18 protein-coding genes and 1 tRNA gene are annotated in these 20,416 nt (G+C 69.0%); 10 read left to right on the top strand and 9 right to left on the bottom strand.

Annotation, left to right across the window (positions count from 1 at the left end; all coding sequences use genetic code 11):
• Together LXN57_RS07645 and LXN57_RS07650 are read left to right on the top strand one after the other, a co-directional pair.
• Positions 1 to 2,208 (top strand): putative bifunctional diguanylate cyclase/phosphodiesterase, encoded by a 2,208-nt coding sequence (locus LXN57_RS07645; protein ID WP_251797292.1) that lies wholly within the window; start codon positions 1 to 3, stop codon positions 2,206 to 2,208.
• A gap of 54 nt (positions 2,209 to 2,262) precedes the next feature.
• Positions 2,263 to 2,568, top strand: a complete 306-nt coding sequence (locus tag LXN57_RS07650; protein WP_251797293.1) for a hypothetical protein — start codon at positions 2,263 to 2,265, stop codon at positions 2,566 to 2,568.
• Between the two features lie 186 nt (positions 2,569 to 2,754).
• On the opposite strand, the gene LXN57_RS07655 is transcribed toward LXN57_RS07650, so the two are convergent.
• Positions 2,755 to 3,207, bottom strand: coding sequence for a GatB/YqeY domain-containing protein (locus LXN57_RS07655; RefSeq protein ID WP_251797294.1), 453 nt, complete (start codon positions 3,205 to 3,207; stop codon positions 2,755 to 2,757).
• Between the two features lie 26 nt (positions 3,208 to 3,233).
• Between LXN57_RS07655 and LXN57_RS07660 the strand changes: the two genes are divergently transcribed.
• Together LXN57_RS07660 and LXN57_RS07665 are read left to right on the top strand one after the other, a co-directional pair.
• Positions 3,234 to 4,130: a metallophosphoesterase gene (locus LXN57_RS07660; protein ID WP_251797295.1), complete on the top strand. Its 897-nt coding sequence runs from the start codon at positions 3,234 to 3,236 to the stop codon at positions 4,128 to 4,130.
• Between the two features lie 72 nt (positions 4,131 to 4,202).
• Positions 4,203 to 4,279: transfer RNA gene (locus LXN57_RS07665), tRNA-Pro, on the top strand.
• A 275-nt stretch (positions 4,280 to 4,554) separates the two neighbouring features.
• On the opposite strand, the gene cutA is transcribed toward LXN57_RS07665, so the two are convergent.
• Genes cutA through LXN57_RS07680 form a run of 3 tightly spaced genes read right to left on the bottom strand, consistent with a single transcriptional unit; the run spans position 4,555 to position 7,207 of the window.
• Positions 4,555 to 4,881: a divalent-cation tolerance protein CutA gene (gene cutA, locus LXN57_RS07670; RefSeq protein ID WP_251797296.1), complete on the bottom strand. Its 327-nt coding sequence runs from the start codon at positions 4,879 to 4,881 to the stop codon at positions 4,555 to 4,557.
• Positions 4,878 to 5,933 carry an aspartate-semialdehyde dehydrogenase gene (locus LXN57_RS07675; RefSeq protein WP_251797297.1) on the bottom strand — a complete coding sequence of 352 codons (1,056 nt, stop codon included), beginning with the start codon at positions 5,931 to 5,933 and terminating at the stop codon, positions 4,878 to 4,880. The genes cutA and LXN57_RS07675 overlap by 4 nt, the downstream gene beginning before the upstream one ends.
• 8 nt (positions 5,934 to 5,941) lie before the next feature.
• Positions 5,942 to 7,207 (bottom strand): aspartate kinase, encoded by a 1,266-nt coding sequence (locus LXN57_RS07680; RefSeq protein WP_251797298.1) that lies wholly within the window; start codon positions 7,205 to 7,207, stop codon positions 5,942 to 5,944.
• 222 nt (positions 7,208 to 7,429) lie between these two features.
• On the opposite strand from LXN57_RS07680, the gene LXN57_RS07685 reads away from it, so the two are divergent.
• The 6 genes from LXN57_RS07685 to LXN57_RS47860 all read left to right on the top strand — a co-directional run bounded on the left by LXN57_RS07685 (position 7,430) and on the right by LXN57_RS47860 (position 14,204).
• On the top strand, positions 7,430 to 8,206 hold the full coding sequence (locus LXN57_RS07685; protein WP_251797299.1) for a hypothetical protein: 777 nt from the start codon (positions 7,430 to 7,432) through the stop codon (positions 8,204 to 8,206).
• A gap of 184 nt (positions 8,207 to 8,390) precedes the next feature.
• Positions 8,391 to 10,118, top strand: a complete 1,728-nt coding sequence (leuA, locus tag LXN57_RS07690) for a 2-isopropylmalate synthase (RefSeq protein WP_251797300.1) — start codon at positions 8,391 to 8,393, stop codon at positions 10,116 to 10,118.
• A gap of 100 nt (positions 10,119 to 10,218) precedes the next feature.
• Positions 10,219 to 10,863 carry an HNH endonuclease family protein gene (locus tag LXN57_RS07695; protein WP_251797301.1) on the top strand — a complete coding sequence of 215 codons (645 nt, stop codon included), beginning with the start codon at positions 10,219 to 10,221 and terminating at the stop codon, positions 10,861 to 10,863.
• On the top strand, positions 10,863 to 11,228 hold the full coding sequence (locus LXN57_RS07700) for a hypothetical protein (protein ID WP_251797302.1): 366 nt from the start codon (positions 10,863 to 10,865) through the stop codon (positions 11,226 to 11,228). The genes LXN57_RS07695 and LXN57_RS07700 overlap by 1 nt, the downstream gene beginning before the upstream one ends.
• Positions 11,229 to 11,343: 115 nt before the next feature.
• Positions 11,344 to 12,810 carry a calcium-binding protein gene (locus tag LXN57_RS07705; RefSeq protein WP_251797303.1) on the top strand — a complete coding sequence of 489 codons (1,467 nt, stop codon included), beginning with the start codon at positions 11,344 to 11,346 and terminating at the stop codon, positions 12,808 to 12,810.
• A 23-nt stretch (positions 12,811 to 12,833) separates the two neighbouring features.
• On the top strand, positions 12,834 to 14,204 hold the full coding sequence (locus LXN57_RS47860) for a calcium-binding protein (protein WP_285904605.1): 1,371 nt from the start codon (positions 12,834 to 12,836) through the stop codon (positions 14,202 to 14,204).
• A 58-nt stretch (positions 14,205 to 14,262) separates the two neighbouring features.
• Here the strand turns inward: LXN57_RS47860 and LXN57_RS07725 are convergent, their stop codons facing one another.
• The 5 genes from LXN57_RS07725 to LXN57_RS07745 all read right to left on the bottom strand — a co-directional run bounded on the left by LXN57_RS07725 (position 14,263) and on the right by LXN57_RS07745 (position 20,336).
• A complete protein-coding gene (locus tag LXN57_RS07725) occupies positions 14,263 to 15,300 on the bottom strand; it encodes an ABC transporter ATP-binding protein (RefSeq protein WP_251797304.1) in 1,038 nt (345 codons plus the stop codon).
• A gap of 16 nt (positions 15,301 to 15,316) precedes the next feature.
• Positions 15,317 to 16,357, bottom strand: coding sequence for an ABC transporter ATP-binding protein (locus tag LXN57_RS07730; protein WP_251797305.1), 1,041 nt, complete (start codon positions 16,355 to 16,357; stop codon positions 15,317 to 15,319).
• 11 nt (positions 16,358 to 16,368) lie between these two features.
• Positions 16,369 to 17,370 (bottom strand): ABC transporter permease, encoded by a 1,002-nt coding sequence (locus LXN57_RS07735; protein ID WP_251797306.1) that lies wholly within the window; start codon positions 17,368 to 17,370, stop codon positions 16,369 to 16,371.
• A 117-nt stretch (positions 17,371 to 17,487) separates the two neighbouring features.
• The gene (locus LXN57_RS07740; protein ID WP_251797307.1) at positions 17,488 to 19,260 is read right to left on the bottom strand and encodes an ABC transporter substrate-binding protein; all 1,773 of its coding nucleotides are present in this window, start codon (positions 19,258 to 19,260) and stop codon (positions 17,488 to 17,490) included.
• Positions 19,261 to 19,331: 71 nt separating this feature from the next.
• The gene (locus LXN57_RS07745; protein WP_251797308.1) at positions 19,332 to 20,336 is read right to left on the bottom strand and encodes an ABC transporter permease; all 1,005 of its coding nucleotides are present in this window, start codon (positions 20,334 to 20,336) and stop codon (positions 19,332 to 19,334) included.
• Positions 20,337 to 20,416 lie beyond the last annotated feature (80 nt).

Raw genomic sequence — 20,416 nt, forward strand, 5'->3', positions numbered from 1 at the left:
ATGGAATCCTGGTCGACGCACCAGCTCACCGAGTACTTCACCGCGGTCAACGCGGCCGAGGACGAACAGACGGCGATCGCCGGCGCGGTCGAGCGGGCCACCGAGATGGTCGAGGCCGAGGTGGGCGCGGTGGTGCGTGAGGGCCGGGTCTCGGGGGCGTACGGTTTCGGACCGGTCCTGCCCGAGGCGGCGTTGCACGAAGTCGCCGCCGGACAGCCGATCCTCGTCGTCCCGTACCTCGGGGAACTGCACGCCGTCAGCAACCCGCTCGGCGGCGAGAGCGGCGACGCGCTCATCGTGGCCCGGCTCACCGAGCCGTTCGGCCCCGCGGAACGGCAGATGTTGCAGGGCATGGGTCAGGTGCTCGGCCTAGCCCTCCGCAGCATCCGGGTGCTCGCCGCGGAACGTCACCTGCGGGCCGAGACGGAACAGCAGGCGACGAGCGCACAGACCCGGCAACGGCTGGTCGAGTCGCTGCTCACGATTCAGCGGGCGATCTCGGGCCGGCAGCCGCTGCCCGAGATCCTCGACGCGGTGACCTGCGGCGCAGCCGAGTTGCTGGGCGGGGCCACGGTGGCGCTGATGCTGGCCGAGGGCGGGCCCGACCGGCGGCTGAGCATCGCCTCCACCTGTGGGGACGGCGAGGCGCCACCGGAGAGCCTGGCCCGCGCGGCGATGGCCGGCGGAGCCGTGCTGGTGCGGCCGGACGCGGACGGCGTGATGATCGCGGCCCCGGTCCGGGTCACCGGCGAGATGGCCGGCAGCCTGGTCGCGTACCTGCCCGGGGTGACCGACCGGAACACCGAGCAGCGCGACCAACTGGACGCCTTCGCCCAGCAGGTCAGCCTGGCCCTGACCGACGCGCGCACGGTCGAGGCGGTGCGCGAGGCCCACCACGACCTGCTCACCGGGCTGCCCAACCGGGCACTGTTCCTCAAGATCCTCAACCGGGTGCTGGCCTCGCGGAACACCCTGGTCGACCCGACCAGCGTGCTCTTCATCGACCTCGACCGGTTCAAGACGGTCAACGACAGCCTCGGGCACGACGCCGGCGACCAGCTGCTCGCCCTGGTGGCGCGGCGGCTGCGGGGGTGCGTACGGGCCAGCGACACCACGGCCCGGCTCGGCGGCGACGAGTTCGCGGCGCTGCTGCACGACTCCCCGGCCGAATCCGCCCAGATTGTCGGCGAGCGGATCGTGGCCGCCCTCAAGGAGCCGTTCCGGGTGGCCGGCCGCGAAGTCTTCATCGGCGCCGGCGTGGGCATCGCGACCTCGCGCAAGGCCGATGAGAAATCCGAGGATCTGCTGCACAACGCGGACGTGGCGATGTACCGGGCCAAGAAGGAGAGTCCGGGACGGGTGCTGGTCTACGAGCCGTACATGCACGCCGAGGCGCTCGACCACCTGAGCCTGCGCGGAGACCTGCAACGGGCGTTGCGCGACGGCGAGTTCCGGTTGCAGTACCAGCCACTGATCCGGCTGGCCGACGGGCAGCCGGCCGGTGTCGAGGCGCTGATCCGCTGGCACAGCCCGACCCGCGGCCTGGTGTCGCCGGTCGACTTCATCCCGGTCGCCGAGGAGTTCGGGCTGATCGTCGACATCGGGCAGTGGGTGCTCGAGAAGAGCGCGATGCAGGTGGCGAAGTGGCGGCGCGACTTCCCGGATCTGGGCCTCAACGTCAACGTCTCGGGCCACCAGCTCGTCCATCCGCGGTTCGCCGACAACGCCATGCGGGCGCTGGCCATGGCCGGGCTGCCGTCGAGCGCCGTGACCCTCGAGCTGACCGAGTCGGTGCTGGTCAGCGAGCCCGATCTGGGGAAGTCGGCCCTCGGTGTGCTGCGCGATCTCGGCGTACAGCTGTCGATCGACGATTTCGGCACGGGGTATTCCTCGCTCGCCTACCTGCGGGAGTTGCCGGTCGACGAACTCAAGATCGATCGGGCGTTCATCGCCCGGGCCGAGCTGACCGCGGAGGACCTCGCCCTGGTTCGCACGATCGTCGAGCTGGCGCAGATTCTCGGACTGCGGGTGGTGGCCGAAGGGATCGAGAACGCCGCACAGCTCGCGGCGTTACGCGGCCTCGGCTGCGGTTACGGGCAGGGCTTCCACCTGTGCCGGCCATCCGATCCCGACGACATTCCCGCTCGGCTGGCCGGAACGCAAGGGGAGTCACCCGTTGGCGTACTTGATCACCGCTCTACCGCATGAGCCATGCTCTAGGGGTACTTTTCGGCTAATTAGTACATTTACCCCGGAAGGAAAATGACGGTGACACCCTTCGCGTTGCTCTTCCTCCTCGCCCTCGCCGGCTCCTCCTGCTTCGCTCTCGGCCGGGCCCTCGGCCGCGGGGAGCGCTACGAGAAGGGCTACCGCGAGGGCTTCCGCGACGGGGAGACCGGCTCACTGGCCCGCGCCGCCCGCCTGATCCAGCTCAACGACCGGCCGGCGATCGCCCCGGCCATCGAATCCATGCTCGGACCGTACGCGGTGCCGCAGCAGCAGTTGCCGGGGCGCAGCGCAAGCCCGGCGGTCACGGCCGTCCCGGTCCGGCCCCAGCTCGCGATCTGAAATCCCCTTGCGGGGGTACGGCCGGATCGCCGCACCCCCGTTTCGCTGTGCTCAGCCGGCGAGCAGGAACTGCCGGACGACGCCGAAGGCGAAGCCCAGAACCATGCCGGCGATCGCGAGAATCAGGGGCGGCCTGCCCCGGCGCTTCCCCCTTCCGAAGCGCGCTCACCTTGTCGCGCTCAGCCCCTATCCCAGCTGCTTGCGCACCTCGGCGGCGACGCGGCCGCCCTCGGCCCGGCCCGCCACCGCGGCCTGGGCCGCCTTCATCGCGGGACCCATCTGCCCCTTGCCGGTGAAGCCGCCGGCCGCGAGCGCCCCCGCCACCAGCTCGGCGATCTCGTCGTCGCTGAGCTGCTGCGGCAGGTAGCGCTCGAGCACCTCGCCCTCGGACCGCTCCTTGGCCGCCTGCTCGGCCCGGCCCGCGTCGCTGAACGCCGTGGCGGCCTCGCGCCGCTTCTTCGACTCCTTGTTCAGGACGGCGAGCACTTCGTCGTCCGACAGGTCGCGAGCCGCGGAACCGGCGACTTCGGCGTTGCGCACGGCGGCCAGCGCCATCCGCAGCGTGGCCGTGGTGAGCTCGTCCCGGCTCTTCATGGCCGAGTGCAGGTCATCGTTCAGGCGGTCTTTCAGCGTTCCCATGGACGGAGAAACTACCCTTGTCACCCATGCGCAAGCGCTCTCTTTTCACTCTCGGTTCCGCGGTGCTCGCCACAGGGGCCGCCACGTTCGCCTACGCCTCGCTGATCGAACGCAACCTGTTCACGCTCCGCCGCTTCGACGTGCCGGTGCTCGAACCCGACGCCGAGCCGCTGCGCATCCTGCACATCTCGGATCTGCACATGATGCCCGACCAGCGCCGCAAGCAGGCCTGGGTGTCCGCCCTGGCCGGCCTCGACCCCGACCTCGTCGTGGTGACCGGCGACAACATGGCCGACCCGGAGTCGCTACCGGGCGTGCTGCGCGCCCTCGGCCCCCTGCTGGCGATCCCCGGCGCGTTCGTCTTCGGCTCGAACGACTACCGGGGCCCCCGCTGGAAGAACCCGATCCTCTACCTGCTCCCCGAGCGCGAGTACGTCCAGGGCGACGCCGACCTCCCCGCCGAAGACCTGCGGACAGCCCTGACCGACGCCGGCTGGGCCGACCTGAACAACGCCCGCACGGTGCTCAAGGCCGGCGGCCGCTCGATCGAGCTGGCCGGCGTGGACGACCCCCACATCAACCGCGACCAGTACGACACGGTCGAAGGCCCGATCAACCCCGGCGCCGACCTGCACCTGGGTGTCACCCACACCCCCGCCTCCCGCGTCCTCAACGCCATGGCCGCCGACGGCTTCGACCTCCTGCTGGCCGGCCACACCCACGGAGGCCAGGTCTGCGTCCCGTTCTACGGCGCCCTGACGACCAACTGCGACCTCCCCCACCGGATGGCCAAGGGCCTGCACCGCTGGCCCGGCTCCGACTCCTGGCTCCACGTCTCGGCCGGCCTGGGCACCCACCCCACCGCCCCCATCCGCTTCGCCTGCCGCCCGGAGGCCTCGATGCTCACCCTGATACCGCGCTGACCTGGGATTTTACGCTCCTGGGGATACCGATTTCGCGCTGGCCGAAGCGTCGGATAGTATTTCCAGGCAGCTCGGGGTGTGGCGCAGCTTGGTAGCGCGCTTCGTTCGGGACGAAGAGGCCGTCGGTTCAAATCCGGCCACCCCGACCACGTGCGAAGGCCAGGTCAGACATTGTCTGACCTGGCCTTCGTCCTGTCGGCCCAGGCTCGTTGAGCAGCGATCAGCCGCAGGGCGCGAAGGACCTCCGGGCCCGGCAAGAACGATTGGTGGCAGAGGTGCCGGCGGCAATCGCTCAATCGCCCGAATGCGCGAAATCCTCGGTCGAACTTCGCCGCGAGAGTCGGTAACCTCCTCCGAGCCGATCACACAAACCGGGCCTGACCGGTTCGAGTCGACGCAATGTCCGCCCGCTGAGCTCTCGTTTCTATGCGGCCGGCTCGGTTTCCTGCAACACCCATTCCAGGTACGCGGGGTTGCCGGCGGCGACCGGCAGGGCCAGGACGCAGGGGACGTCGTACGGATGCTCGGCGTTCGCCCGCTCGACGATGCGGTCGACCAGGGACGCGCGGGTGTGCAGGGCGACCCGGGCCTCGGGGTCGTCGTGGACCTCGCCGTCCCAGCGGTAGATCGAGCGGATCGCCGCGACCTGCTGACCGCAGGCGGCCAGGCGGTCATCGACCAGGCGGCGGGTGAAATCGGCCAGCCAGGAAGGGTCGGCGGCGGTGATCACGACCTCGACGACGCCGGTCATTTGGACAGCTCGGCCGCGATCAGTTCGGCGATCTGCACGGTGTTGAGGGCGGCGCCCTTGCGCCGGTTGTCGCCGGTGACGAAGAGGTCGAGCGCGCGGGGGTCGTCCATCGCGCGGCGGATGCGGCCGACCCAGGACGGGTCGGTGCCCACGGCGTCTATCGGCATCGGGAACTCGCCGGCCTCGGGGTCGTCGACCAGGATCACGCCGGGGGCGTTGCGCAGGGCCTGGCGGGCGCCCTCGGCGTCGACCTCGGAGCCGAAGACGGCGTGGACGGCGATCGAGTGGGCGGTGACCACCGGGACGCGGACGCAGGTGGCCGAGACCTTCAGCGCCGGCATGGCCAGGATCTTGCGGGACTCGTTCCGCAGCTTCAGCTCTTCCGAGGACCAGCCGAGTGGCTCGAGCGCACCCGACCAGGGCACCACGTTGAGCGCCAGCGGCGCCGGGAACGGGCCGAGCTCGTCGCCGACGGCCTGGCGTACGTTGCCCGGGCGGGAGCCCAGCGAGCGGTCGCCGGCCACCTTGCTGAGCTGGTCGTGCAGCGTGTCCACGCCGACCTGGCCGGCGCCGGACGCGGCCTGGTAGGAGGCCAGCACCAGTTCACGCAGGCCGTACTCGCGGTGCAGCGGCGCGATCGCCATGATCATGGCCATCACGGTGCAGTTCGCGTTGGCGATGATGTTGCGCGGCCGGTGGGCCATCGCCTCGGGGTTGACCTCGGGCACCACGAGCGGCACGTCGGGGTCCATGCGGAACGCGGCGGAGTTGTCGACCACGGTGACGCCGCGGGCCGCGATGATCGGCGCCCACTGCAGGGACACCTCGTCGGGCACGTCGAACATCGCGACGTCGACGCCATCGAACGCCTCGGGGGTCAGCTCGGCCACCGTGAGCTGCTCGCCCCGGCAGCTCAGCTGCTTGCCGACCGACCGCGACGACGCGATCAGCCGGATCTCACCCCAGACGTTGCGCCGGGACGACAGCAGCTCGAGCATGACCGTCCCGACGGAGCCGGTGGCCCCGACGACGGCGAGCGTGGGCTGCGCCATGACGGGGCTTACCGCCCGGTGCCCGCGTAAACCACTGCCGTTTCGCCGCTGCCCAGCTCGAACTGGTCGTGGACGGCGCGGACCGCGGTGTCGAGGTCGCTGTCGCGGCAGACGACCGAGACCCGGATCTCGGAGGTGGAGATCATCTCAATGTTGACGCCGGCCTCGCCGATGCAGGCGAAGAAGGAGGCGGCGACGCCGGGGTGCGACCGCATACCCGCGCCGACCAGCGAGACCTTGCCGACGTGGTCGTCGAAGAGCAGGCTCTTGAACTTGATCTGATCTTTGATCTTGTCGAGCGCGGTCATCGCGGTCGGGCCGTCGGCCTTGGGCAGCGTGAACGAGATGTCGGTGCGCCCGGTGCCCTCGGTGGACACGTTCTGCACGATCATGTCGATGTTGATCTCGGCCTGGGCCACGGTGTCGAAGATGCGGCCCGCGGCGCCCGGTTCGTCGGGCACCCCGACGATCGTGATCTTCGCTTCGCTGCGGTCGTGGGCGACCCCGGTGATCAGCGCTTGTTCCACGTCAGGGTCCTCCATCGATCCGGTGACCAGGGTGCCGGGCTTCTGAGAATACGAGGAGCGTACGTGGATGGGCACCTTGAAGCGGCGCGCGTATTCGACGCATCGCAACATCAGGACCTTTGCCCCGCCCGCGGCGAGCTCCAGCATCTCCTCGTACGTGATCTGCTTGATGTGCTTGGCGTCGGGCACGATCCGCGGGTCGGCCGTGAAGACGCCGTCGACGTCGGTGTAGATCTCGCAGACGTCGGCGTGCAGGGCGGCCGCCAGGGCCACCGCCGTGGTGTCGGAGCCGCCGCGGCCGAGCGTCGTGATGTCCTTCGTGTCCTGCGAGACGCCCTGGAAGCCGGCGACGATGGCGATCGCGCCCTCGTCGAGCGCGCTGCGCAGCCGGCCGGGCGTGACGTCGATGATGCGAGCCTTGCCGTGGGTCGACGTGGTCAGCACGCCGGCCTGCGAGCCCGTGTACGACCGGGCCTCGTAGCCCAGGTTGTGGATCGCCATCGCGAGCAGCGCCATCGAGATGCGCTCGCCCGAGGTGAGCAGCATGTCGAGTTCGCGGCCGGGCGGCAGCGGGCTGACTTGGTTGGCCAGGTCCATCAGCTCGTCGGTGGTGTCACCCATGGCGGAGACCACGACCACGACGTCATCGCCGGCCTTGCGGGCGGCGACGATGCGCTCGGCGACGCGCTTGATGCGCTCGGCGGTCGCGACCGACGAGCCACCGTACTTCTGCACCACCAGTGCCACGGCTGAACCAATCCTTCGGCTGTGCGTGCCGGTGGGACCGGCAGGCTTGGCGTGCCGGCGAGGCCGGCCAGGACAATCGCCACCACAGTAGCCGCGCTCCGGCCCGGCTCCGACAGGCGATCCCAGAATCCGGCGCGCAAGGGAACTGACACGCGCGACACGCCGAAGCGCCAGAAGGCTCAGCACCGGGGCGATTCGGCCCGTGGAGGCGAGAATGTCTCGGTGCGCCCACGCTCGATGCTTCTGTCCACCGCCGCCCTGCTCCTGACGGGCGTGGCGGCCTGCAGCGGCGCCCCGGAAACAGTTCCGCTCCCGGCGAGCTCCGGGCCGAGTCAGGCTGCCGGGGACGCTCGCGACGGCCTGGCCGCGACGGCTGCGCTGGCCATGGACAAGGCGTACGCGGCTCTCTACTCGCTCGACGACGGCAGCGGCCGGCCCCGCAATGTCGTGGCCACCGTCGGCCGGGACGGCACGTGGCGGGTGGATGTCAGCGGTGGCGCGCTCGGCGGCACGGCCGACGTGACGATCGCGTCGACGGCGGCCGGCGTCTTCCAGTGCACGCTCGGGTCGCAGTCCAACCCGATCACCTCGACCTGCGTCAAGGTCGCCAAGCCCGGCAAACCCGTTCCCGACGAGTACGACCCCAAGGTTCAGCGCCTGTTCCGGCAGTGGCTCCCCGTCTTCACCGACCGGCAGGCCGCGCTCGCCGTGACCCAGGTGCAGCCGCTGGCCGGGGCCAAGGGCAGTTGTTTCTCCATCGACTCGATCTCGGCCTCGCTCGCCGACCCGGTCGACGTCGGCGTCTACTGCTACGCCGACGACGGGGTGCTGACCGCGGCCCGGGTCGGCTTCGGCGTACTCAAGATCACGAGCCAGGTCGAGGGGCCGGCGACCGTGCCGCTGCCCGGCCTGGAGGTGGCCGGTCCGCCCATGGGCATGGACGCCCCACCCCCGGCGCCCGACCCCGTTCAGCCCACCGGGATCGTCCCTTCCGCCTGAGCGTTCTCACCATCCGGGCGTACGGCTGGCAACGGCTCAGTTGATCACGTAGGGTCATTTTCGACATGTGGCAGACGCTTCTCCTTCTTAGCTGCCGCGACGAGGCCCCATCCCAGGCCGGCACCTCGTCGCGGAGCTGACGCGCGCCGCCTTCTCGTCTTCTCTCCCTTTGGAGCAGTTCCACATGTCCTCTTCGGCTTTCGAGACCCAGCGCTCCAGCAAAATGCCGTTCGAGCGCTACGTCCCGTACCAGAAGCAATTCGCCATCGAACTGAGCGACCGGCAGTGGCCCGCCCGGCACGTCGAGGCCGCGCCCCGCTGGTGCGCGGTCGACCTGCGCGACGGCAACCAGGCCCTGATCGACCCGATGTCCCCCGAACGCAAGCGGCGCATGTTCATGCTGCTGGTGCAGATGGGCTACAAGGAGATCGAGGTCGGCTTCCCGGCCGCCAGCCAGACCGACTACGACTTCGTCCGTCAGCTCATCGAGCAGGACCTGATCCCCGACGACGTCACCATCCAGGTGCTGGTGCAGTGCCGGGAACACCTGATCGAGCGCACGTTCGAGTCGATCCGCGGGGCCAAGCGCGCGATCGTCCACTTCTACAACTCGACGTCCACGCTGCAGCGCCGGGTGGTCTTCGGCCTCGACAAGGACGGCATCACCGACATCGCCACCACCGGGGCGCGGCTCTGCCAGAAATACGCCGAGATCCACACCCCGGACACCGAGATCTTCTACGAGTACTCGCCGGAGTCCTACACGGGCACCGAGCTGGAGTACGCGCTGGAGATCTGCTCCGCTGTGATCGACGTCATCGACCCGACGCCGGACCGGCCGCTGATCATCAACCTGCCGGCCACGGTCGAGATGGCCACCCCCAACGTGTACGCCGACTCCATCGAGTGGATGCACCGCAACCTGCCCCGGCGCGAGTCGGTCGTGCTGTCGCTGCACCCGCACAACGACCGCGGCACCGCGGTCGCCGCGGCCGAGCTGGGCCTGCTGGCCGGGGCCGACCGCATCGAGGGCTGCCTGTTCGGCAACGGCGAGCGCACCGGCAACGTCGACCTGGTGACCCTGGGGCTGAACATCTTCTCCCAGGGCATCGACCCGATGATCGACTTCTCCGACATCGACGAGATCAAGCGCGCCGTCGAGTACTGCAACCAGCTGCCCGTCCACGAGCGTCACCCGTACGTCGGTGACCTGGTCTACACGGCCTTCTCGGGCTCCCACCAGGACGCGATCAAGAAGGGCTTCGCCGCCCTGCAGGCCGACGCGGACGCGGCCGGGGTCGAGATCGACAAGTTCACCTGGGGCGTGCCTTACCTGCCGATCGACCCGAAGGACCTGGGCCGCAACTACGAGGCCGTCATCCGGGTCAACTCGCAGTCCGGCAAGGGCGGCGTGGCGTACATCATGAAAGAGGAGCACAAGCTCGACCTGCCGCGGCGGCTGCAGATCGAGTTCTCCGGCGTGGTGCAGCACCACACCGACGAGGAGGGCGGCGAGGTCAGCCCGCAGCAGATGTGGGACATCTTCGCCGGCGAATACCTGGTCGACCACCAGACGACCAAGGCGTTCACGATCGAGACCTACTCGACCTCGATCCGCGACGGCAAGGTCGAGATCGACGTCGAGATCTTCCACCGTGGACAGCGGCGGCCGCTGGTCGGCGTCGGCAACGGCCCGATCGACGCGTTCGTGCAGGCCATCGCCCCGCTGGGGATCACCGCGCGGGTGCTCGACTACAACGAGCACGCGCTCACCTCGGGTGAGAACGCGCAGGCCGCGGCGTACGTCGAGGTCGAGGTCGGCGACCAGGCGGTATGGGGCGTCGGGATCGACGAGAACATCGTGAGCGCCTCGATCAAGGCGGTCACCAGCGCGGTCAACCGCGCTCGCTGATTTTCGCGGGGTCATCCCGCGCGCCCGGCGGCGCGCGGGATGATCCACCCACGGGGCACGACTCGGGCAGAACGGGCGTACCCCGCCTACTCTGGGGCATGTGCCCCCTCGTACCCCGCTGATCCTCGCCACCGCCCTACTCGCCCTCGCCGGATGCCAGGGCGTCTCCCTCGAGCCGACCGACCAGCCCACCACCGGGTCGACCCGGTCCACTCAGGACGTCAACGCCTCGCAGAAGCAGCTGGACACGCTGACCGTGGCCAAGGCCGGCTCGATGGCGAAATACAGCCGCGACCGGTTCCCGCACTGGCGCAGCACGGGTGACAACTGCGACGTCCGCGACACCGTGCTGAAGCGGGACGGCAAGAAGGTCAAGTACTCGGGCTGCAACGTCGTCGCCGGCACCTGGAACAGCCTCTACGACGGCCAGGTGCTCAACTCCCCCACCAAGGTCGACATCGACCACATGGTGCCGCTGGCCAACGCGTGGCGCTCGGGCGCGGCCAAGTGGACCGACGACAAGCGCGGCGACTTCGCCAACGACCTCGACGACCCGCAGCTGATCGCGGTGTCGGCCTCGTCCAACCGCTCGAAGGGCGACCAGGACCCGTCGACCTGGAAACCGACCGAGACCAGCGCGTGGTGCGAATATGCGCAAGACTGGGTCGCTGTGAAGGCCAAGTGGAAGCTGACGGTCACCACTAAAGAGAAGGCCGCGCTCGAAGACATGTTGGGAAACTGCTGATGACGATCTCCCCCGGCTCGCCCGAGGAGCCCGTCCCCGCTGCTGAGCCGCCGGCCGACGACGTGGCGCCCGCCGAGGACGAGGCGGCACCGGCCGCGGAGGCTGGGCCGGCTGCGCCCAGCGCGCTCACCACTGACATCGTGGCCGGCCAGGGTGGGGTCATGACCGACGAGGTCGGCGTGGTGACGGGTGACCTGACTCTTCGTACCGAGGTCGACGGCTTCGACGTCACGGTCCGCGTGCAGTACAAGGACGCCGACGAGTGGTACACCGTGACCGGGGCCAAGGCGCCCGTGCAGGACCCCAGGGACGCCGACGCGATCCACGCCGTAGCCGTGGGAATCCTGAACCGCCCGGAAGGCTGACCGCCGGCCAGAAAATCGAGTATCAGCGATGCCCCCGCGGGCAAACGGGACAGCGGGACGGTCCCGTATCGACCTACACTCCTGAGGCTTCATGTCCTTCAGGAGAGGAACGACCTTGAATTTCCGCAAGCGCTCGCTCCGGGTCGCCACGGTCGCGATCGGCGGTGCCGCCGTTGCCGGCGTCGCCTGGATCGCCCTTCCGGCCGACGCGGCGACAACGGGAATCGTCTCAGTCGTCGAAACGAACGTCGTCACCTACACCGCCGCGACCGGTAAGGCCAATACCGTTGTCCTCACCCAGTCCGGCAACACCGTCACCGTCGACGACGTCCACAGCATCAAGGCCGGCGCGGGCTGCGTCGCGGTCAGCGGCGACGCCACCAAGATCCGGTGTACGCCCACGGTCAACGTGAACTGGATCCGGGTCGACCTCGGCGACCTGAACGACATCGTGGTCAACCGGGCCAACCTGGGCATGACCGCCCGCACCGGGGCCGGCAACGACCGGATCACCGGCGGCCCCAAGCGTGACGACATCTACGCCGGTGACGGCGACGACGTCCTGCAGACCAACGGCGGCGACGACGTGCTGCGCGGCGACGCCGGCAACGACCTGGTCATCGGGGGCGAGGGCGCCGACTCGCTCTCCGGCAGCACCGGCAACGACACGTTGAACGGCGGCCCCGGTAGCGACACCGCGTCCTACGCCGGCGCCGGCGACGACATCGTGTACGGCGGCGACGGCGACGACCAGTACTTCTACGGTGGCGACGGCAACGACAAGATGTACGGCGGGCTGGGCCTCGACGTCTTTTACGGCGACGGCGGCAACGACCTCCTCGAAGGCGGCGACGGCTCGAACTCGCTCTCCGGCGGACCCGGCGACGACCATCTCATCGGCGGCGACTTCACGGCGTCCCGCGAATACCTCGTCGGCGACGAGGGCAACGACCTCATCGAAGGTCACAACGGCGAGAACAGCATGCGCGGCGGTCCCGGCGACGACGAGATGATCGGTGGCGACAACAGCGACTTCTTCGACGGCGCCGGCGGCAACGACATCGCCAACGGTGGTGCCGGCATCGACTTCTTCCAGGAGGGCAGCGACGTCTTCCCGGCCGGCACCGATGCCGACACCTTCATCGGTGGCCCGGACGACGACGTGCTGATCTACGAGAACCGGACGAAGGCCGTCACCGCCGACGCAGACGGCGTGCAGGGCGACGACGGCTCGGCCGGCGAAGGCGACACCATCGATCCGTCGGTCGGGACCATCTGGGGCGGCAAGGGTGACGACCGGCTGACCGGCACCCCCGGCGTCGACTTCCTCAAGGGCGGGCCGGGCAACGACGTGATCGTCGCCGGCGCCGGCGACGACGCGCTGTGGGGCGATGCCGGCATCGATTCGATCGACGGCGAGGCCGGCGATGACTTCTGCAACGACCCGATCGAGGCCGGCGAGACCGTGACCAGCTGCGAGATCGGCGCCGGCGGGTCGGCCACCCGGGCCAAGGCCGCGCGCGCCGCGCAAATCGAGAAGGACGAGCGCCTGCAGCGTCTCGCCGACACCGCCCGCTGGTGACCGCGAGACTCGGGAGAATCCCCATGAGACTGAGCAGGAAGGCCCGTCGCGTCGCCGTCTCGGTGCTCGGCGTCGGCGTCGCGGGCGTGGCCTGGGTGGCCGTGCCGGCCGAGGCCGCGACCGCCGGCACGGCCGACGTCACGTCGTCGACGATCGTCCGCTATCGGTCGGTCTACAAGCAGACCCACAACGTCGTCATCACCCGCACCGGCCGCACGGTCACCATCGACGACGTCGTGGCGATCAAGGCCGGTTCCGGGTGCGCGGCGGTCAGCGGCGACAAGACCAAGGTTCGCTGCACGCCGGCCAAGAATCCGACCTGGCTGTTGATCGAGCTCGGCATGTACAACGACGTGCTGGTCAACAAGGCCGACATCTCGATGACCGCGTACGGCGACGCCGGCAACGACCGGATCACCGGCGGACCCAGGCGCGACATCCTCAAGCCCGGCTTCGGCAGCGACACCGTGTCCGGCCTCGGCGGCAACGACGAGCTCGACGGCGACACCGGCAACGACACGCTGTCCGGCGGCGACGGGGACGACGACCTCTTCGGGTGGGAGGGCAACGACCGGCTCTCCGGCGGGAACGGCCACGACGAGCTGTACGGCCTGCAGGGCAACGACGTCGAGGACGGCGGCGCGGGCAACGACTACCTCGGGCAGGACGGCGATCCGACCGGCTCCGATGCGGATTCGCTGTACGGCGGCACCGGCAACGACGTCGTGTACTACGGCCACCGGAACAAGGGCGTCACCGCCGACGCCGACGGGGCGAAGGGCGACGACGGAGCGGCCGGCGAGAAGGACAGCATCGGCACCTCGGTCGAGGAGATCTACGGCGGCCGCGGGCCGGACCGCCTCATGGGCACCGCTCGCGCCGACCGTCTGCACGGTGGCTACGGCAACGACACGATCGGCGGCCTCGGCGGGAACGATCTGCTCGAGGGCGGCGCCGGCCGCGACTACCTGAGCGGATCGGCCGGCGACGACGAACTGGTGGGCGACGAGCCGGCCGACGGGGGCATCGCCGCCGACACCCTGCTGGGCGGAACCGGCCGGGACACGGTCGACTACAGCTGGTACAAGGCGTCGCTGGTCATCGACCTCGACGGGGTGACCGGCGACGACGGCAAGCCCGGGGAGAAGGACACGGTCGGCGCGGACGTCGAGAACGTCAAGAGCGGCGAGGGCAGCGACAAGCTCACCGGCAACGCCGCCGACAACCTCCTCGACGGTGGATCAGGTCAGAACACCATCGCGGGTGGCGGCGGGGACGACGATCTGAAGGGTCCGGGCCGGCTCGACGGCGGCGCCAACCGCACTGCGGCCGGCGACATCTGCGACGAGTGGGGCTACATCACGGTGGTCAACTGCGAGCGCCTGCGCAACTGACCCGAAACCCGAACGGCCGTTCCTCCCGGTGGGGGAACGGCCGTTTTCGCGTACGGGATCAGGCGGGCGTCGCGGCGGGCCGACGACCCGCGACGACCTCGTCCTCGACGACCGGGAAGTGGCATGCCGTGAGGTGCGACTCGGGGTCGTCGAGCCGGACCGTCAGCGGCGGCTCCTCCGTGGCGCAGATGTCCTGCGCCTTCCAGCAGCGGGTACGGAACCGGCAGCCGGACGGCGGGTTGATCGGGCTGGGCACGTCGCCGGTGAGCAGCACCCGATCGCGCTGGGCCTTGTCGCGCCGAGCGGGGTCGGGCACCGGCACGGCCGACATCAGGGCGACCGTGTACGGGTGACGCGGGTTCCGGTAGAGCTCGTCGCGCTCGGCGATCTCCACGACCTTGCCGAGGTACATGACCGCGACCCGGTCGGAGATGTGCCGCACCACCGACAGGTCGTGCGCGATGAACACGTACGTCAGGTCGAACTCGCGCTGCAGGTCGTCGAGCAGGTTGACCACCTGAGCCTGGATCGACACGTCGAGCGCGGACACCGGCTCGTCGGCCACGATCAGCTTGGGCCGCAGGGCGAGCGCCCGCGCGATGCCGATGCGCTGCCGCTGGCCGCCCGAGAACTCGTGCGGATAGCGGTTGTAGTGCTCCGGGTTCAGGCCCACCAGCGCAAGCAGATCCTGCACGGCCTTCTTGAGGCCCTGCGGGGTGGGGATGTCCTGGATCTGCAGCGGCGCCGAGATGATCGAGCCGACCGTGTGCCGCGGGTTCAGCGACGAGTACGGGTCCTGGAAGATCATCTGTACGTCGCGGCGCAGCGGCCGCAGCTGCGTGACCGACTTGTGGGAGATGTCGACACCCTCGAAGACGATCTTGCCGGCGGTCGGCTCCAGGATCCGGGTGAACAGGCGCCCGGCGGTCGACTTGCCGCAGCCGGACTCGCCGACCAGGCCCAGCGTCTCGCCGGAGCGCACCTCGAGATCGATGCCGTCGACCGCGCGGACGGCACCGACCTGACGCTTGAGCAGCCCCTTGGTGATCGGGAAGTGCTTCTGCAGCCCCGACACCTCGAGCAGGTTCTCGCTCATCTTTGTTCTACTCCGCTCAGAGGTTCGGTAGCACTTCCTGCTGGAAGATCTCGGTACGAGCTTCCTGAGGCAGGTGGCAGGCGACCTTGTGCACGTCGCCGTGCAGCACAGGCACCTCGTTGAAGGATCGGTTGCCGTTGCGCCCGGCGTACGGGCAACGGGGGTGGAACGCGCACCCGCTCGGCAGGTTGATCAGGCTGGGCGGCGAGCCCTTGACCGGGTTGAGGCGCTCGCGCACGTCACGGTCGAGGCGCGGCATCGAGCCGAGCAGACCCCAGGTGTACGGGTGCTGCGGGTTCTGGAAGACCTCGAGCGCAGGGCCTTTCTCGATCACCTTGCCGCCGTACATCACCAGGACGTCGTCGGCCAGCTCGGCCACCACGCCGAGGTCGTGGGTGATCATGATGACCGCGGAGCCGAACTCGTCCTGGAGGTCGCGGATCAGGTCGAGGATCTGCGCCTGCACGGTCACGTCGAGCGCGGTGGTGGGCTCGTCGGCGATGAGCAGCTTGGGGTCGTTGACCAGCGCCATCGCGATCATCGCCCGCTGCCGCATGCCGCCCGAGAACTGGTGGGCGTAGTCGTTGAAACGCCGCTCCGGCTGCGGGATGCCGACCCGGGCGAGCATGTCGATCGCCCGCTCCCGGGCCACCTTCTTGTTCACGCCGGGGTGGTGCACCCGGTAGGCCTCGACGATCTGCGACCCGACCGTGAAGTACGGGTGCATCGCGCTCAGCGGGTCCTGGAAGATCATGGCCATCTTGCCCCCGCGGAGCAGGCGGACCTGCTCGTCGGAGGCCGTGACCAGTTCCTGGTTGTCGAGCCAGATCTCGCCCGAGACCTTGGCGTTGCTGCGGGTGCGGTGCAGGCCGAGGACGGCGAGCGAGGTGACGCTCTTGCCCGAGCCGGACTCGCCGACGATGCCGAGTGTCTTGCCGGCCTCGACGCTGAACGCCGAGTCGCTGACCGCCTGGACGATGCCGTCGTCGGTCTCGAACCGGACGGTGAGGTCTTTGACCTCGAGGTACGGACGGGTGTTGGTGGCTCCGATGGACACGTGGTTCTCCCTCAGGCCAGCCGGACGCGGGGGTCGATGAAGCCGTAGACGAGGTCGACGACCAGGTTGGCGAAGACGATGAAGAACGCGGCGATCAGCGTGACGCCCAGGATGATCGGCAGGTCGTTGCCGCGGATCGCGGTGAGCGCCTGGTAGCCGAGGCCACGCAGGTTGAAGACCGTCTCGGTGAGGACGGCGCCGCCGAGCAGCGCGCCCAGGTCGAGACCGAAGATGGTGACGATCGGGGTGAGGCCGGAGCGCAGCGCGTGCTTGCCGATGACCGTACGCTCGCGCAGGCCCTTGGCCCGAGCGGTGCGCACGTAGTCCTCGCCGAGCGTCTCCAGCATGTTGGCGCGGGTGAGCCGTGCGTAGGTCGCGGCGAACAGGAACGCCAGCGTGATCCACGGCAACAGCAGTTGGATGAACCATTCGCCGGGATTCTCGGTGAACGGCACGTACTGGCCCTGGGGCAGCCAGCCCAGCCAGTAGACGAAAATCGCCGACGCCAGCAGACCGGTGAAGTAGATGGGCAGTGAGACGCCGGCCAGCGCGCCGGTCATCACCGCCCGGTCGAGAAGCGTGCCTCTTCGCAGGGCCGAGATGACGCCGGTGGAGATACCCATGATCAACCAGAGCACCGCGGCGCCGAGAGCGAGCGAGAGGGTGACCGGAAGGTCGCCGAGCAACAGCGGCGTGACCTCCTGGTCGGTCTTGAACGAGTAGCCCAGGCAGGGCGCCGGGCAGTGGTTGACGTCCGGGCCGTTGGCGTAGTCCCGGCCGACCACCAGGCCTTTGAGGAACTTGCCGTACTGCACGACGATCGGGTCGTTCAGCCCCATCTTGACGCGGATGCCCTCGACCGAGGCCGCGTCGGAAGTCTTGCCGATGTAGAGCAGCGCGGGGTCGCTGCCGGTGGCCTTCGGGACCAGGAAGAAGATGCCGAAGGTCACCGCGGTGACCACGAGCAACGTGAGGACCGCGTTGAACAGACGCCGAATCAGGTATGCCAGCACGACGAGCGGCCTGTTGGACGGGCGGGCACCGGATTACGCGAATCCGGTGCCCGCCCCTCACGGGCGGCCTTCACCAACCCTTCGATTAACCCTGTGGACGGTACGGCTCAGCCGTTGTTACTTGCCGTCGCTGACGCCGAGGGCCTGGAAGTCCACCTGGCCGAAGGTGTCGTGGATGTAGACGTTCGTCAGCCGCGGGTTGCGGTAGTTGAGCGCCTTGGCGGAGACCACGGGAAGGTAGTAAGCACCCTCCATGATCTTGGTGTTGATCTGCTTGTAGTACTCCGCGGCCTTCGTCGGGTCGGACTCGAGGTTGGCCTTGTCGAACAGCCCGTCGATCGCGGGGTCCTTGATCTCCGGCAGGTTGTAGTTGCCGTTGGCCGGGATGAAGCGGCTGTCCGAGAGCGGCTGCATGTAGCCGGAGCCGGTCGGGTAGTCGGCCGCCCAGGCGGCCATGATGATCCCGTAGCCCTTCTTCTTCACGTTGTCGGGCGAACCGGTGATCGACGCCTGCTGCGCACCGTCGTACTGGTCGATCTTGGCGTTGATGCCCACGGCCTTGAGCGAGGCCTGGAGCGCCTCGGCCGCCTTGACCTCGGTCGCCCGGTTGTTGCGGGCGGTGATGGTGAGGTCGAAGCCGTTCGGCTTGCCACACGCGGTCAGAGCTTCCTTGGCCTTGTCGACCTGCGGCTTGCCCTGCTTGCGGTTGTACGGGTCGTAGTTCGCGTCCGAGCCCGCGATGTTGTCGGGCAGCATGCTGGTGCCGATGTCGCCGGCGGCCAGCGGGCCGCCGAAGGCCGCCTGGAGGGCGGTCGGGTCGGCCGCGTAGATCACGGCCTTGCGGCACTCGATGTTGTCGAGCGGCGCGACCGGCGTGATGCCCGCGTACCGCAGGAAGCCGGACACCGGATTGTCGGCGTTCTTCTTCAGGTTCGGGTCGCTGAGCAGCTTGGTGCGGGCCGCGGCCTGCACGCCGACCTGGCCGACGTCGAGGTCGGCGGTGCCGGCCAGCAGACGGCTGTCGAGGTCGTCGGCGTTGGTCGTGATCGTCAGGTTGATCGCGTCCGGCAGCGCCTTGCGGATCGGGTCGCTCGCCGGGTCCCAGTTCGGGTTACGCACCCAGGAGGCGCTCTTACCGGGCTGGATGTCCTTGAACATGTACGGGCCGGAGGAGGCCGGCTTCTTGCCGTACTGCGCGCCGGTGTCCCGCTTCTGCGGCACCGGGCCCGAGCCCGGCATGGCCAGCAGGTAGAGGAAGTCACCGCTGGGCTTGGCCAGCTTGAAGGTGATGGTCTTGTCGTCCGGCGTGGTGACCGTCTTCAGACCCAGCTTGTTCGGGTCCGTGTCCTTGTACGGGCCCTTATAGGTCTTGTCCGGGTCGAGGATGCCGGGCAGGTAGACCGGACCGCCCGAGAGGACGTCGCTGGCCCAGACCCGCTCGATGCCGTACTTGATGTCCTTCGACGTGATCGGGCTGCCGTCGTCGAACTTGATGCCGTCCCGCAGCTTGAACGTGTAGGTCAGCTTGTCCGCGCTGATCTCCGGCTCGGCAGCGGCCAGGTCGGGCGTGAGCTTGAGGCCGTCCTTGCCCGGGGTGGCCGAGTAGTCGACCAGCTTGCGGGTGTAGAGACGGTTCAGGTTCCAGACGAACGCGTAGTAGCCACGAACCGGGTCCCACGAGTCGGCATCCTGCGACGACCAGAGGTTGAGGGTTCCGCCCTTGGTGGTGCTGGGGTTGACCACGCCCGTGATGGCGGCGTTGTAACCGGCCGCGCCTCCCGAGGTGCTGCCCTTGTCATCACTGTCGGAGCTACCACCGCACGCGGCGGTGGTGAGCCCGAGCGTGACGGCGATACCAGCTGCCGCCATCACCCTTGTCTTGCTTGCCACCTGTACTCCTACCTCCTCGAAAGCGAACCCGGCCGGTCCGCGGATATTGCGGTGGTAACGACCCCTCCGGCTCAGCGAGCCTTCGGGTCGAGCGCATCGCGCAAGCCATCACCGAACAGGTTGAAGGCGAGCACGGTAATGAAGATCATTCCGCCCGGAATGATCATGTACATGGGGTCGATCGAGTAGAAGGTCACCGCGTCCGACAACATGCCGCCCCAGGACGGGTTCGGCGGTGGGATACCGACGCCGAGGAAGCTCAACGCGGCCTCGGTGAGGATGTTGGTCGGAATGATCAGCGTCGCGTAGACGAGGATCGGCGCGGCCAGGTTGGGCAGCAGTTCCTTGAAGAGGATGCGGCCGGAGCGGGCGCCCATGCTGCGCGAGGCCTCGACGAATTCGCGTTCACGCAGCGAGAGGGTCTGGCCCCGGACGATGCGGCCGATGTACGGCCAGCCGAAGAAGCCGATGACGCCCACCAGCACGAACACTCGCGACCAGCGGTCGCCGAAGAACAGGAAGGAATCCGGCAGCACCGAGACCAGCGCGATCGCGAACAGCAGCTGCGGGAAGGCCAGCAGGAAGTCCATGATCCGGCTGATCACCGCGTCGACCCAGCCACCGAGGAAGCCGGCGGCCAGGCCGAAGGTCGTACCGAGGATCGTCGACAGCAGCGCCGAGAGGAACGCGACCGAGAGCGAGGTCTGCGCGCCGTAGAGGATGCGGCTGAAGACGTCCCGGCCGGAAGTGGGCTCGACGCCGAAGAGGAACTCGCGGCTGATGCCGCCGAACTTGCCGATCGGCGTGCTGAACGTCGGATCGATCTGATCGATGTGGTACTCGTCGATCGGGTGTCCGAACAGCTTGCTGAGCACCGGGGCCAGGATGGCGACGACGATCAGGAAGATGACGACGATGCCACCGGCGATCGCCACCTTGTCCTTCTTGAGCCGACGCCAGGCGATCTGCTTGAGAGATCGACCCGCGATCGCCTTCTCGCCACCACGATCGTCGGCCGCGTCGGCAGCAGGCGCCGTCGACTCTTCCTTGATCGACGCCTCTGGGCCTAGCGACATCTAAGCGCCGGTCCTCTCCCGGCGGCCGGACGAGCATGAGTCCACGGCCACCGGCGCGCAGGGTTCGGCGAAGAACCCGC

The organism is Paractinoplanes hotanensis (assembly GCF_023717965.1).
Lineage (GTDB): Bacteria > Actinomycetota > Actinomycetes > Mycobacteriales > Micromonosporaceae > Actinoplanes > Actinoplanes polyasparticus.

Excerpts from the sequence above, each read along its gene's own strand:
- LXN57_RS07645 (WP_251797292.1), top strand. The coding sequence starts at position 1 with ATGGAATCCTGGTCGACGCACCAGCTCACCGAGTACTTCACCGCGGTC.
- leuA (WP_251797300.1), top strand. The coding sequence starts at position 8,391 with ATGTCCTCTTCGGCTTTCGAGACCCAGCGCTCCAGCAAAATGCCGTTC.
- LXN57_RS07700 (WP_251797302.1), top strand. The coding sequence starts at position 10,863 with ATGACGATCTCCCCCGGCTCGCCCGAGGAGCCCGTCCCCGCTGCTGAG.
- LXN57_RS07745 (WP_251797308.1), bottom strand. The coding sequence starts at position 20,336 with ATGTCGCTAGGCCCAGAGGCGTCGATCAAGGAAGAGTCGACGGCGCCT.
- LXN57_RS07650 (WP_251797293.1), top strand. The coding sequence starts at position 2,263 with ATGACGGTGACACCCTTCGCGTTGCTCTTCCTCCTCGCCCTCGCCGGC.
- LXN57_RS07675 (WP_251797297.1), bottom strand. The coding sequence starts at position 5,933 with ATGGCGCAGCCCACGCTCGCCGTCGTCGGGGCCACCGGCTCCGTCGGG.
- LXN57_RS47860 (WP_285904605.1), top strand. The coding sequence starts at position 12,834 with ATGAGACTGAGCAGGAAGGCCCGTCGCGTCGCCGTCTCGGTGCTCGGC.
- LXN57_RS07660 (WP_251797295.1), top strand. The coding sequence starts at position 3,234 with ATGCGCAAGCGCTCTCTTTTCACTCTCGGTTCCGCGGTGCTCGCCACA.
- LXN57_RS07655 (WP_251797294.1), bottom strand. The coding sequence starts at position 3,207 with ATGGGAACGCTGAAAGACCGCCTGAACGATGACCTGCACTCGGCCATG.
- cutA (WP_251797296.1), bottom strand. The coding sequence starts at position 4,881 with ATGACCGGCGTCGTCGAGGTCGTGATCACCGCCGCCGACCCTTCCTGG.
- LXN57_RS07725 (WP_251797304.1), bottom strand. The coding sequence starts at position 15,300 with ATGAGCGAGAACCTGCTCGAGGTGTCGGGGCTGCAGAAGCACTTCCCG.